This is a genomic window from Prevotella sp. P6B4 (assembly GCF_000619985.1).
Taxonomy (GTDB): domain Bacteria; phylum Bacteroidota; class Bacteroidia; order Bacteroidales; family Bacteroidaceae; genus Prevotella.
The window spans coordinates 299,811-312,554 of sequence record NZ_JHVE01000001.1; the positions used below are offsets into that span (position 1 = coordinate 299,811).

Consider the following 12,744-nt stretch of genomic DNA (forward strand, 5'->3'; position numbering starts at 1 on the left):
TATGAGAAACCTATTTGTTTGCCATACTCAGGCACACCTGATTCTTGCTTGTGGCCTTTCTAAAGGACGATTTAGGAATGATGAGAATCATCTCGTCTTATTTAAGGATTTCAACCTGAATGAGGAGTTGCGTGGGAAACTGGAAGCATTCTTCAATACAACTCTGTTCCTTACAGGTGGATTCCCTACTTCTAATAAGACATTCAAGGCACGTCTAAAGTGGCATAGGGAAGATAATCGCCTGTTGAAACAGCATATTCAACAGTCATACAATCGTGTATTTGCGGTTTGTGATTGGACGCCTCCTGTGCAGTATTGTTTGAAGCGTTGCCGTGACCTGAATAAGAATACGCAGTTTATATGGTTGGAAGATGGTATCCTATCTTATTTTCCAAATGCCGAATTGCATAAAGGATCAGACAAATATAAGTTTACCATGTATTTGCGCAAAATCCTATTCAAATATTTGATGGGTATGGGCAGCATATACGACCGTGACTTTGATGAGATGGGAGGGCTTAAAATTTTCCGTCAAATGTACACTCTCTATCCCGAGGCTGTCCGTGAGCCATATCGCTCTTCGCGTGAGCTTGTTAAGATTGAAGATGAAGAGTATCTAGCAGGAGTTCAGACACTATATGATTCTCGGCAATTGGAGATCCCGGCTGGCTCTATTCTATTGTTGGTTGATAAGTTAGATACCTATCTGTATCCCGATATGGTTAAGACTTCTATAGCAAGACTAAAAGACATTGCAAAGTCAGAGGGGAAGAAGATATTCTGCAAGTTCCATCCCCGTGAGGATATGGAATGGTCCGTTTTTGAAGGTTGTACCATTTTGGAAAGGACTATTGGCGCAGAAAGTCTCTATCTCTCCCTCATTCCACAGAGAGGCAATATCTCAATTGTTGGCATTAAAAGTGCCGGACTGATGAGCGCCAAGAAGATGGGATTTGATGTCACAACCCTTTTCAGTCAATGTGGTGAGAGCAATCCAGATCTCGTGAAGTTCTTTACGAATTTGGGGTGTAAGTTTATAGGATAAGCTAAGAACAATTATGAATTAACATTCAAAATAAAGTAGATTGCTGCGGCTGTAATGCCTGTGGAGATATATTTATGCAAAGTAATTATTAATTTATAGAAACATTAGTTATGGAAATTAAAGAATTTATTGAGAAGTTTGCAGAAGCAATTGAAGTTGATAACGTAGAGGCTTTAACAGCAGAAACCGAGTTTCGTGAATTAGATGAGTGGTCGTCATTGTCTGTAATGCTTCTTATTGCATTCTATGACGAAGAGTTCGGTAAAGAACTAACACAGGCTCAAATAAAGAGCGCAAACACTCTTCAAGATTTGTATAACATTGCAATTGCATAAAAATGGCAATATTAAGTTTTAAGGGAATCGGCATAACAGCAATGGCTGGTGCAGTTCCAAAACAGGTGATAAACAATTACGAATATACCGAGTTCTTTCCCGCAGATCAGGTTAAAGAAGTAGTAGACAAAGTTGGTGTATTTGAACGCAGGTTTGCAGACAGCGAGACTTGCTCATCTGACTTATGTTTTGCAGCTGCACAGAAATTATTTGCGGACAACGATATCGATAGGGAAGAGATTGACCTGCTAGTATTTATCTCACAAACTCAGGATTATCGTATGCCAGCAACAAGCATCACATTGCAACATCGTCTTGGACTAAAAAATAGTTGTATTGCATTTGATGTGAACCTCGGATGCTCGGCATTTCTCTATGGCATGTCTGTAGTCTTTAGTATGATGCAGACTGGAAATATTAGGAAAGCTCTTATCTTGGATGGTGAAACTCGTAGTAAGGTATATGGCCCTCGTGATCGTCGTAGTGCATTTATATTTGGAGACGGAGGTGTAGCTGCTTTGGTGGAGCGAGATTCTAGATTTGGTACAACAACTCTTTCAATGAATTCTGATGGCTCTCGTGCAGATCTTATCATGATTAAGGCAGGTGGTTACCGTCACATGTCAACACCTGAAACTTTAAAGGAAAAGGTTGTTGACGAGTATGGAAATATGCGAAGTGACGAACAGGGGTATATGAAGGGTGGCGATGTGTTCAACTTTGTAATTCGTGAAATCCCTCGTGATATCAAGAAAACTCTTGAGTCTGCTGATACTAAGACGGAAGATTTGGATTATATTGTGTTTCATCAAGCTAATAACTTCATCAATTCGTATATTGCGAAGAAGATGAAACTTGATACGTCAAAGATTCCTCACACAATTGAAAAGTTTGGCAACACATCTTCAGTATCAGTTCCTTTGACAATCGTAAGTGAGTTGAAAGATAAACTCGATGGTCAGAAAATACTTTTACTTAGTGCATTTGGTGTTGGTATGACGTGGGCTACAGGAATTGTTCCATTTGTTGATACAAAGATATCCGATATTGTAGAAGTTGAAAAAGGTCAGCCTGTTGATGAATTTCTCCGTCGTGACTATACTCCTATTGAGAAAGAATCAGAAGAGTCAGAAACAAAACCACAGAAAGACTAATGTTTAATCCATTCTCACTTGAAGGCAAGACGATTATCGTAACAGGTGCCAGTAGTGGCATAGGACGGCAGTGTGCCATCGATTGTAGTCGAATGGGCGCAAAGGTAGCTATTATTGGCAGAAATGAAGAACGCCTAAATGAGACATTAAGTCTAATGGAGGGCAGAGGCCATACTATGTTCTCATATGACTTTGCACAATTAGATGGTATAAAGGATTTTATTACTCTAATAGTGTCAGAAATAGGAAAGATAGATGGTGTACTATGTGCTGCAGGCATGGAGAAATCTGCGCCAATGAAACTATTAAAACCTTCCGACTATGAAGAGATTATGAAGGTCAATACAATTAGTGCTTTTGAATTAGTGCGCCAAGCAACTGGAGTTAAGGTAATTAATACACCAGCAAGCATAGTATTCATCTCATCAATAACATCCGTGATTGCTAGAACTACCACCGCTGCTTATAGCGCATCAAAAGGAGCTTTGGTAAGTGGTGCAAGGGTAATGGCATCAGAATTAGCGAAGAGAAATATCAGGGTCAACTGTATATCACCTGGTACTATATTAACTCCTCTAATGCAAAACTATTTATCTCAATTATCAGAAGAAGACTATCAGAAGAGAGTTAATGGTTTTCCATTGGGTCTAGGGGAAACTACGGATGTTTCAAATGCTTGTATTTATTTATTGAGCGATGCATCGCGTTGGATTACCGGCCAGAATATTGTTGTTGACGGTGGTTACACAATTCAATAAATCATGATTGATATTAAAGATAAAAAAGATTGCTGCGGCTGTAACGCCTGTTATGATGCATGCCCCAAACAATGTATCTCCTTGAATACCGACAACGAGGGATTTTGGTATCCTGAGGTGGATAAAGATAAATGCATAAATTGTGGTTTGTGTGAAAAGGTTTGCCCTCAGCTCCACGTAGATGAGCTTAAACATAACGAATTTGAAAAACCTGTATGTTTTGCAGCCATTCACAAGAATATCGAAACACGATTTGCAAGTACTACAGGTGGATTGTTCTCTGCATTGGCAGAACAGATGTATGAAGAAGGCGGTTATGTTGGGGGAGCTATATATTGTGAAGATTGGAGTGTAGCTCATTTCATTAGCAACAATCCAGATGATTTGCAGCGCCTGCGTCAAAGTAAATATTCACAAAGTGACACTCGTGGTTTTTATAAGGAAGTAAAACGTTTGTTGATGACAGGAGAGAAGGTCCTTGTTTGTGGCTCCCCTTGTCAAATGGCGGCCTTGCGCAGATTTTTGGGTAAAGATTATCCTTCTCTGATAATCGTTGATTACATTTGTAAGAGTATCACTTCACCTTTGTTCTATCAAAAGTATCTCGACTTTTGGGAACGTAAAGCAGGCAGTAAGTTAATTTCCTTTAAGTTCAAGGATAAGGAACTTGGTTGGCGCAATCTGGTAAAGCGGTTCGACTTTAAGAATGGTAAAACGATGTATAGTCGTGCTCAGGACAACGACTTATATAGTACTGCCTATCATGGTCATATCGTCAGTCGTCCTTCTTGTTATGATTGTAAATTTAAGGGATTTCCCCGTATGGCAGATATTACTATTGCTGATTTTTGGGGATGTGAAAAGAAAAATGAATATCGAGAACTTGACGATAATGCTGGAACTTCAGCGGTAATAGTGAACAATGGTCGTGGACTTGACTTCTTTAAGAAGATAGAGAAACATATACGTTGTGTTCCTGCTGATATCAATGATATGATTCCAGGAAATCCTGCATTACTTCACTCGGAGAAATACCCGACAGCCAATCGTACAGAATTCTTCAGAGATCTCAATGAAAAGTCAATAGAGGAAGCTGTTGAAAAACATCTTACTTATTTTGGCAAGTCGTCTGGGCATGGTTTCAAGTATAAGTTGAGATTATATTTAAGAGTATGGCGTACCGCTTTAAAACACAGTCAATACAAGCCATCTGTATTCTTTCAGTTTATCCGTTTGAATGTGTTTTGTAAGAATGTAAAAACTGATTGGCAGAACGAGGGTGTTATTTACCCAACACCTTTTACTATCATAGAATTACAGAAAGGTTCGCTTTTGGAACTTCATGGTCCCTTGGTTGTAGGTAGTAAAAAAGTAAAAAAATCGCATGAGGAGACACGTCTTTTATTAGAGCGTGATGCTCGCATGATTGTTAATGAAGATAGTCATTTTGACTATGGTAGTGATGTTGAGGTTTTCCCTAATGCAGAATTAATCATGGGGCATTGTGGTACAAATCACAATTGTACGATTATATGTGGTAAACGTATCGAAATGCAAGGACGTGTTTCTTTAGGACGTGATGTTAGCATTCGTGATACCAATGCACATCAGATAGCTATTGAAGGGTATAAGGTATTACGCCCTGTAATTATAGAGAATCACGTATGGTTATGCTCGGGTGCTACAATTTGCCCAGGAGTGAAGATTAAAGCAGGAGCTGTTGTTGGTGCAAACTCATATGTTATTCAGAATGTACCAGCGCATTCATTGGTTAGCGGAAATCCTGCAAAAGTGGTAATGAAAAACATTGCTTGGAAATTGTAAAAAATAATTTTGAGATGGATAAAAGTTTTAATATTCCTCAAATAGGTATCGGACCAGGTTCTATACGACATGGAGAAAGTTGGATGCCATTTAATAGAAAATACTTATGGGGTAAAGTCCTCAATAGAATCTGTGATAAGTATTTTTTATACAAAAAAGAAAGGCATTATCTTCAATCCATGACTAATGCTTTTCGTATCGGTTTTCGTCTTCTTGATTATTCTTCAGCCTATGGTGATGGTATTTTATTAGGTGAAGCAATTCGAAAAAGTGAAGTTCCACGAGAGGATTTTTTTATAACGACCCGTGTAAGTAATTATGCTCAGCGAAATCATACTGTAAGAGAGGAATTCTTTAATTGCTTAAAAGGCATGGGGATTAATTATGTTGATTTATTACAATTCCATTGGCCTATGACAGATTTATATCTTGACACTTGGCGAGAGATGGAAAAACTGAAGGATGAAGGCCTGGTGAAACATTTGGGCGTAGCTAATTGTCATCAACACCACCTTGAAGAAATATTCAAAATATGCAAATACCGCCCTGAAGTTGGTCAATTTGAAATACACCCTTTATTTACTCAGAAGCCGCTCATAAAATATTATAAGGACAATGATATCGTAGTTGAAGCATACACGCCAGTTGCTCGATATGATGACAGATTGATAAGACTTCCTTTATTGAAAAATATAGGAAAGAAGTATAATAAGAATGTTGTACAGGTTGTTCTCCGTTGGCATATTCAAAATGGCGTTATACCCGTGGTCCGAACACTATCATATAATCATCAGAAGGAGAATCTTGAGATATTTGACTTTGAATTGACGCAAGAAGAGATGGAAGCCATCGACGGTATTAATATTAATAGTCGGTTACGTTACGATCCTGATAATTGTGATTTCTCAATTCTATAGAAGATGAATTCCTTTTATTAATATTAAAAACGTTGTTGTTGAATATGCAAGAGTACGATAAGATAATTATTGGGGGTGGTCTATACGGTCTGTATTCAGCACACCTTTGCGGCACAAAAGGAGAGAATGTGCTTGTCTTGGAATATGATGAAGCTCCTTTTAAACGAGCCACTTTCATTAATCAGGCACGTGTGCATAATGGGTACCATTATCCCCGTTCCTATAGCACCGCGATTAAGTCTGCGCATTATTTTAAGCGTTTCAATGATGACTATGGCTTTTCGGTATTGACCAAGTTTGATCAGGTCTATGCTACCAGCTCAGAGTTCTCTTGGAGCGATGCCAAGCAATTCCAAAAATTCTGTGCGGCAGCGGAAATCAAATGCGAAGAGGTTGCACCTACCAAGTATTTTAAGGAAGGCTATTGTGATGGAGCTTTTCTGACAGAGGAATATACGTATGATGCACAAATCTTGAAAAAGTATTTCCTTGAAAAGATATCGGAACTACCCAATGTGGAAATCCAATATGGTGCAAGAATTCAATCCATCCAGAACAATGGCAAAGAGTACGAGATAAAGTTCTCAGATGGCAATAAAGTTAAATCGTCATTTGTCCTTAATGCTACTTATGCATCTGTGAACCAAATCCAAAATATGCTTGGGTTTGAACATTTCAAGATAAAGTATGAATTGTGCGAAATTATACTTTGCAACGTTAACGATAAGCTCAAGGACACAGGCTTAACAGTCATGGACGGTCCGTTCTTCTCTATTATGCCTTTTGGTAAGACTGGCTACCATTCATTGACCGCTGTTACTTTTACACCTCATAAGGCTTGCAAAGAGTCGTTACCCCATTTCAACTGCATGGATCGGAGTAATAGCTTCTGTTCACCACTACAATTTGGTAACTGTAATGACTGCCCTGCCAAACCAGAAAGTGCATGGCCATATATGAGTAATTTGGCACGGAAATATATGCGTGATGACTTAGAGTTCGAGTTTGATCATACTTTATTTTCTATGAAGCCGATTCTTCTTGCTTCGGAAATTGATGATAGCCGTCCGACAGTCATAAAGACGTTTTCAACGAAACCTACTTTTGTAAGCGTCCTCTCTGGTAAAATCAATACTGTTTATGATTTAAATGAAATACTGACAAATGGAGCAGAATAAAGAAAAAAACTTTGTGTCAGCAGTTGTTTATTGCTGTAATGATGCAGATAGGATAGGCGCTTTTGTTAAGAATTTGGATGAAACGTTAGCTGCAAACTTTCTCAAATATGAGATTGTTATAGTTAATGATGCGTCTGATGACGATAGTACAAAACCGGTCAAGGATTATGCCCACAGAGTAAATGAGGGCGAAAAGGAACATACCATTACCATTCTTAATATGAGTTATCGTCAAGGATTGGAAGCATCAATGAATGCTGGCTTAAATCTGACGATAGGAGACTTTGTCTTTGAATTCGACTCGGTTAATGATGATTATGAATGGTCTCTATTAATGGATGTTTATCGCCACTCTCTAACAGGCTATGATATAGTTAGTGCGCGAAGCAATAAAAAACCTCGCTTATCATCTTCTTTTTATTATAATCTTTTTAATCGTTATGCTCATCTACAGCATACCATTGGACCAGAGACATTTAGGATTTTGTCTCGCAGGGCGATTAATAGGATTCATTCAATTACTCAGAGTATTCCATATCGAAAAGCTGCCTATGCTAATTGTGGCTTAGCAATTGATACTATCATCTATAATACAACAGGCAAGGCTAACAAGAAAAAATACGATGATCGTAGAATTGTTGCTGTCGAATCATTGTTGTTGTTTACAGATGTGCCTTTTAGGGCAACCATGATACTGGCATTAGTGATGTTTCTGATATCAATGTCTGTGGGTGTTTATGCTGTATTATATAAGTTCCTTCGAAACCCTATTGAAGGATGGACGACTACCATTTTCTTTATGTCATTCGGATTTAGTGGATTGTTTATTATCCTTGCTATGGTTATTCGCTATATGCAGACATTGGTGCGTCTTAATTTCCGAAAGAAAGATTATTTGTTTGAATCTATTGAAAAACTTCAGTAAAATGAAATTATCCGTAGTAATTCCGGCTTATAACGAATCTGAGAATATTGAAAAGACTGTTCGGGCTTTTTATGATAAGCTTAAGGAGGAATCAATTGATCATGAGATTCTGGTTATTAATGATAATTCAAAGGACAATACGTTAGAAGTCATTGAAAAGTTAGAAAAGGATATACCCACATTACGACATTTGACCAATACTGCCCCCAATGGGTATGGGTATGCTTGTCGTAAAGGACTGGAAAACTATGAGGGGGATTGTGTTGCTGTGACAATGGCAGATCTTTCTGATGACCCTGCAGATTTGGTGAAATATTATCGAACCATGGAAAAAAAAGGGTGTGATATGGTTTTTGGAGATCGTTGGTGTAAGGAAGCCAAGGTGGTTGGATATCCCAGAAAGAAACTTTGGCTGAATCGCTTGGTAAATCATTGTATCCGCTTCTTATTCTGCTTTAAATACAAGGATGTAACTAATGGGTTTAAACTATTTAGCCGTGAAACTATGGATGGCTTGAAACCATTTATTTCAGGTCAGTTTAGCCTAGCCTTGGAATTACCTCTTAAGGGTATTATCCGTGGTTACAGTTACGAAGTGGTTCCGAACAATTGGTATAACAGGGAGATTGGTGAGAGTAATCTTAAATTGAAGGCAATGTTCTTCCGTTATACCTTCATTTTGAATTATTGTTTGAATGAGAAATTATTCTCTATGGGTGATTATAAGAAAGACAAGATAAAAAAAGGTAGATAAGTATGAAAACAGCTATTGTAGGATATACGGGTTTTGTGGGGCAGAATCTCTGTCTTTCACATCAGTTTGATGCACAGTATAATAGCAAGAACATTGCGGAAGCCTTTGGAACAGTGCCTGATTTACTGGTATATGCTGGTATAAGGGCTGAGATGTTCACCGCTAACCATTTCCCCGAGAAAGATTTGGAGAATATCCAGGAAGCAATCGAGAACATAATAAAAATTAAGCCAAAGAAACTTGTTCTTATATCGACAATTAGTGTATATCCTGTATTTGAAGGAGACGAAACCACACCACTTGATGAAAAAGAGGGAACTGCATATGGTCGTAATAGGCGATATCTGGAGAGATGGGTTGAAGACAATATAAAAGATTATTTGATAGTTCGTTTGCCTGCACTTTATGGCGAGGGGATAAAGAAGAACTTTATATTTGATATGATTCACTATATCCCAGCTCTGCTGAAGACTCAGAAATATGAGGAACTTTTTGCTGATAGTGACATGGCTAATCTTTATCAAGACAGGGGGGATGGTTTCTTCAAGTGTGTTGCTGAAACTAATGAGGACAGGAGAAAACTGAGGTCCTTCTTTGAAAAAGTCGGATTTAGTGCGCTCAATTTTACTGACAGTCGCAGCGAGTATCAGTATTTTAATTTGGGTAATCTTTGGAGTGTTATCAATAAAGCTATTGAAAAAGACATTCGATTACTTACCATTGCAACTGAGCCAATCTACTCTTTTGAACTATATGAGTATATTTACAATAAACCATTCAAGAACGAATGTGCCACCAATTATCCTGTAGAACATCTAAGGAGCATCCATGCAGAGGAGTTTGGAGGAAAGGATGGTTATCTCTATAATAAGCAACAATTGCTAGAGGATATTAAGTGTTTCATTAATAAACAGATGAGTCATGATTAAATTGTCGATTTCAAATATCGCATGGGCGGCAGAGCATGATACAGAAATGTATCAGTTCCTGACTGAAGCAGGCCTTCAGGGTTTGGAGATAGCGCCAACCCGCATATTCCCAGAGATTCCGTATGATAAACTTACAGAGGCAAAGGCCTGGGCTAGCGAACTGAAAGAGAAATATGGATTGGAAGTTCCTTCCATGCAATCCATCTGGTATGGTCATCAAGAAAAGATCTTTGGCTCCAAAGATGACCGTAAAGTACTGATTGATTACACCAAAAAAGCAATTGATTTTGCTGAAACGATAGGTTGTAAGAACCTTGTCTTTGGTAATCCAAAGAATAGAGACACAGATGATGTGCCCGGAAACTACCCTGCGGCCATTGATTTCTTCCGTGAGATTGGTGACTATGCATTGGAGCATCATACAACGATTGCAATAGAGCCCAATCCGACTATTTATAACACTAGATTCATTAATTACACAGAACAGGCGGTAGAGATGGCTTACAAGTGTGGTTCGGAAGGTGTGAAAGTTAATGTTGATTTGGGAACTATTATCTACAATGAGGAGGATATCAATTATCTGAAACAGATACCTGAATATATCAACCATGTTCATATCAGCGAGCCGGGTTTGAAGCCAATTGAGCATAGGGCGCTGCATGGACAGCTTTTCTCTATACTTAGAGAGATTGGCTATGAAAGGTATGTTAGTCTTGAGATGGGAAATTGTGGGAACATATCTGAAGTACAACGAATAGTCAAAGAAATCTATGAACTGTCAATACTTTAGAAAATGTTAAAAGAATTATTTCAGAAATACAAAAGATTCATAAGATTTTCCATCGTTGGCACCATAGCATGGGTAATTCTATATGCTGTTTATTATTTATTCCTTAGTCTGTTAGGACATACTGCGTCCTATACTATAGGATATATAGTTAGCTTCATTGTAAACTATTTACTGACAGTAAAATTTACTTTTGAGGTAGAGGCGTCAGCACAAAACGGGATAGGTTTTATATTTTGTCATGTTATTAATTGGTTGTTGCAGCTGGTGCTACTTAATATATTCATTTATTTGGGAATGAATAATATAATTGCTCCTATTCCTGTGATGGCGATTAGTGTTCCCGTGAATTTCCTTATGGTAAGATTTGTGATGAATAAATTTCCATTGAAAGGAAAAGAAAAAGGGATTTTTACACAGAGGAGTCAATAATTATGTCTAAATTAGTAATTTAAGTAGATAATTTCTTAACTATAGTGTTATTAATAATAAAATTGATAAGTATGTCTGAGTATAATAAATTATTATATAAAATAATAACTGGAATATTTATTTGTAGCTTTCTTTTGCTATTGCTCGTATTTAACGATAATAATCAGAAGTTTATCTTCTTTATGGAAGGAGATCATGTCTTTTCAGATTATTTTAACGTGTTGATGTATATTTCGGATAATAATCCGTACTTTAATACACTCAATGGTTGTGGGGAAAAGGTATATTTCCCAATAACATATTTATTCATGCGACTTTTTACATTTGGCGTTGATTACAGCCATATGAATATGTCAGATTGCCTTTCAAACCCAACGTCTCTTGTATCTTTGATGGTTTTTTCCTCTTTTTCTATACTAGTACTTATACATTCTATATCAAAGTTGTCAAAAGACACTAGTACATGGGTCTTGTTTTCTATTTTTATATCATCAGTTTTCTTTTTTACCATAGAACGAGGGAATCTTACTCTTTTGTCGGCGGCCTTTATATGTTACTTTTTTGCCTATAAAGATTCTACTAATAAATTGTATCGAGGATGGGCTATTATCGCTTTATGTTTAGCAGCAATATTAAAAGTATACCCTGCTTTGTTCGGATTGTTTCTGTTGCAAGAGAAACGATACAAGGAGATCTTATTTTGTATTTGTTTTTGTTTGATTTTTGTTTTTCTTCCATTTGTTTTTTTTGAGAATGGTTTTGATAACATTCCTCAGTTAATTTCCAATTTAGGTGAGAATAGTATGAAACGAGGTTTCTATTATGTATTCCCACGTTATAGTTTGTCTTCTACAATATATTTTATTACCTCTAGATTACAACTGCCTGATAATATTATTATTGTAATCTCTAGCATTGCGAGATGGTTAATTTATATTCTGTCAGTCATTTCATTATTTGCTTTCTGGTATGAAAAAGTTTTGTGGAAGAAAATCGCAATTCTTTCTTTTGTCGTACTAGAATTACCTGTTAATTCAGCTATATATTGTGGCATGTATTTAATTCCAATGATTATATATATGTTTGATAAAACAAAAACAAATAGAACAGATATTATATATGTTATTGGTATTTCAATTGTCTTATGTCCTTTACAAGTTGTATTTCATAAATCTACACTTACCTATCACCTTTCTAATATTGCTATTATTACTATGTGGATATTTGCATTATTAGAAGCTTTTATGCCCACCATTAATAGAAGCAGATATAAGAGCGACGATAAATGTACGTCATCTATGGCTTGTTAATTATTATATATTGTAGAATGGTATTATTCAATAATTCTACTAAAGCAAATTATACTGCATTTTATTTGAAAAATGCTTGTCATAATGTTTGCACCTTTGTATTTGAACAAGAGTAAAGTTGTCTTTCCTGTTCTTAGCTAATAAAATGGTAAACTGTCAATTTTGACGTATTGTGCATGAAATGGGAAAATGATACCTTTGGGCTCGTTTTAAGAATGAGACAAATGGTATACAGTAGTAAAGATTTTGAGAGCCTTTGGTTTTTGTACCAGGCTGAGGGCCTCCCGAAGAATATCTCGATAGAGGAATTCTGCACAAAGCACGGGGTTGATTTCCCAACTTTCGACAAATGGTACAGGAAGACGCATAAGAAGGTTTATCCGATAGCAGTGACTG

The 12,744-nt window shown here is 37.0% G+C and carries 13 protein-coding genes; all 13 read left to right on the forward strand.

The annotated features are described in order from the left end of the window. The first annotated feature begins 1 nt into the window (after position 1). Positions 2–1,045, forward strand: a complete 1,044-nt coding sequence (locus T491_RS0101250; RefSeq protein WP_028902272.1) for a polysialyltransferase family glycosyltransferase — start codon at positions 2–4, stop codon at positions 1,043–1,045. A 110-nt stretch (positions 1,046–1,155) separates the two neighbouring features. Next, positions 1,156–1,380, forward strand: coding sequence for a phosphopantetheine-binding protein (locus T491_RS0101255; RefSeq protein ID WP_028902273.1), 225 nt, complete (start codon positions 1,156–1,158; stop codon positions 1,378–1,380). A 2-nt stretch (positions 1,381–1,382) separates the two neighbouring features. Beyond that, positions 1,383–2,534: a 3-oxoacyl-ACP synthase III family protein gene (locus T491_RS15375; protein ID WP_081773188.1), complete on the forward strand. Its 1,152-nt coding sequence runs from the start codon at positions 1,383–1,385 to the stop codon at positions 2,532–2,534. After that, complete coding sequence (locus tag T491_RS0101265; protein WP_028902274.1) at positions 2,534–3,292, forward strand: SDR family NAD(P)-dependent oxidoreductase; 759 nt, start codon at positions 2,534–2,536, stop codon at positions 3,290–3,292. Before T491_RS15375 ends, T491_RS0101265 begins: the two co-directional genes overlap by 1 nt. Before the next feature lie 3 nt (positions 3,293–3,295). Further along, on the forward strand, positions 3,296–5,116 hold the full coding sequence (locus T491_RS0101270; RefSeq protein WP_028902275.1) for a Coenzyme F420 hydrogenase/dehydrogenase, beta subunit C-terminal domain: 1,821 nt from the start codon (positions 3,296–3,298) through the stop codon (positions 5,114–5,116). A 14-nt stretch (positions 5,117–5,130) separates the two neighbouring features. Further along, a complete protein-coding gene (locus T491_RS0101275; protein ID WP_051522901.1) occupies positions 5,131–6,033 on the forward strand; it encodes an aldo/keto reductase in 903 nt (300 codons plus the stop codon). Between the two features lie 44 nt (positions 6,034–6,077). Continuing rightward, the gene (locus T491_RS0101280; RefSeq protein ID WP_036915038.1) at positions 6,078–7,211 is read left to right on the forward strand and encodes an FAD-dependent oxidoreductase; all 1,134 of its coding nucleotides are present in this window, start codon (positions 6,078–6,080) and stop codon (positions 7,209–7,211) included. Next, on the forward strand, positions 7,198–8,136 hold the full coding sequence (locus T491_RS0101285) for a glycosyltransferase (protein WP_028902278.1): 939 nt from the start codon (positions 7,198–7,200) through the stop codon (positions 8,134–8,136). Before T491_RS0101280 ends, T491_RS0101285 begins: the two co-directional genes overlap by 14 nt. A gap of 1 nt (position 8,137) precedes the next feature. Then, on the forward strand, positions 8,138–8,890 hold the full coding sequence (locus T491_RS0101290; protein WP_028902279.1) for a glycosyltransferase family 2 protein: 753 nt from the start codon (positions 8,138–8,140) through the stop codon (positions 8,888–8,890). A gap of 2 nt (positions 8,891–8,892) precedes the next feature. After that, positions 8,893–9,819 carry a sugar nucleotide-binding protein gene (locus T491_RS0101295; protein WP_028902280.1) on the forward strand — a complete coding sequence of 309 codons (927 nt, stop codon included), beginning with the start codon at positions 8,893–8,895 and terminating at the stop codon, positions 9,817–9,819. Then, positions 9,812–10,609: a sugar phosphate isomerase/epimerase gene (locus T491_RS0101300; RefSeq protein WP_036915040.1), complete on the forward strand. Its 798-nt coding sequence runs from the start codon at positions 9,812–9,814 to the stop codon at positions 10,607–10,609. Before T491_RS0101295 ends, T491_RS0101300 begins: the two co-directional genes overlap by 8 nt. A gap of 3 nt (positions 10,610–10,612) precedes the next feature. Beyond that, entirely contained in the window at positions 10,613–11,038 is a 426-nt protein-coding gene (locus T491_RS0101305; RefSeq protein WP_028902282.1) for a GtrA family protein, read from the forward strand. Positions 11,039–11,220: 182 nt separating this feature from the next. Beyond that, a complete protein-coding gene (locus T491_RS0101310; RefSeq protein ID WP_197018768.1) occupies positions 11,221–12,348 on the forward strand; it encodes a glycosyltransferase 87 family protein in 1,128 nt (375 codons plus the stop codon). Positions 12,349–12,744 lie beyond the last annotated feature (396 nt).

What these genes read in the sequence shown, in the direction of transcription:
- T491_RS0101250 (WP_028902272.1), top strand. Translation starts at nt 2, where the DNA reads ATGAGAAACCTATTTGTTTGCCATACTCAGGCACACCTGATTCTTGCT.
- T491_RS0101255 (WP_028902273.1), top strand. Translation starts at nt 1,156, where the DNA reads ATGGAAATTAAAGAATTTATTGAGAAGTTTGCAGAAGCAATTGAAGTT.
- T491_RS15375 (WP_081773188.1), top strand. Translation starts at nt 1,383, where the DNA reads ATGGCAATATTAAGTTTTAAGGGAATCGGCATAACAGCAATGGCTGGT.
- T491_RS0101265 (WP_028902274.1), top strand. Translation starts at nt 2,534, where the DNA reads ATGTTTAATCCATTCTCACTTGAAGGCAAGACGATTATCGTAACAGGT.
- T491_RS0101270 (WP_028902275.1), top strand. Translation starts at nt 3,296, where the DNA reads ATGATTGATATTAAAGATAAAAAAGATTGCTGCGGCTGTAACGCCTGT.
- T491_RS0101275 (WP_051522901.1), top strand. Translation starts at nt 5,131, where the DNA reads ATGGATAAAAGTTTTAATATTCCTCAAATAGGTATCGGACCAGGTTCT.
- T491_RS0101280 (WP_036915038.1), top strand. Translation starts at nt 6,078, where the DNA reads ATGCAAGAGTACGATAAGATAATTATTGGGGGTGGTCTATACGGTCTG.
- T491_RS0101285 (WP_028902278.1), top strand. Translation starts at nt 7,198, where the DNA reads ATGGAGCAGAATAAAGAAAAAAACTTTGTGTCAGCAGTTGTTTATTGC.
- T491_RS0101290 (WP_028902279.1), top strand. Translation starts at nt 8,138, where the DNA reads ATGAAATTATCCGTAGTAATTCCGGCTTATAACGAATCTGAGAATATT.
- T491_RS0101295 (WP_028902280.1), top strand. Translation starts at nt 8,893, where the DNA reads ATGAAAACAGCTATTGTAGGATATACGGGTTTTGTGGGGCAGAATCTC.
- T491_RS0101300 (WP_036915040.1), top strand. Translation starts at nt 9,812, where the DNA reads ATGATTAAATTGTCGATTTCAAATATCGCATGGGCGGCAGAGCATGAT.
- T491_RS0101305 (WP_028902282.1), top strand. Translation starts at nt 10,613, where the DNA reads ATGTTAAAAGAATTATTTCAGAAATACAAAAGATTCATAAGATTTTCC.
- T491_RS0101310 (WP_197018768.1), top strand. Translation starts at nt 11,221, where the DNA reads ATGGAAGGAGATCATGTCTTTTCAGATTATTTTAACGTGTTGATGTAT.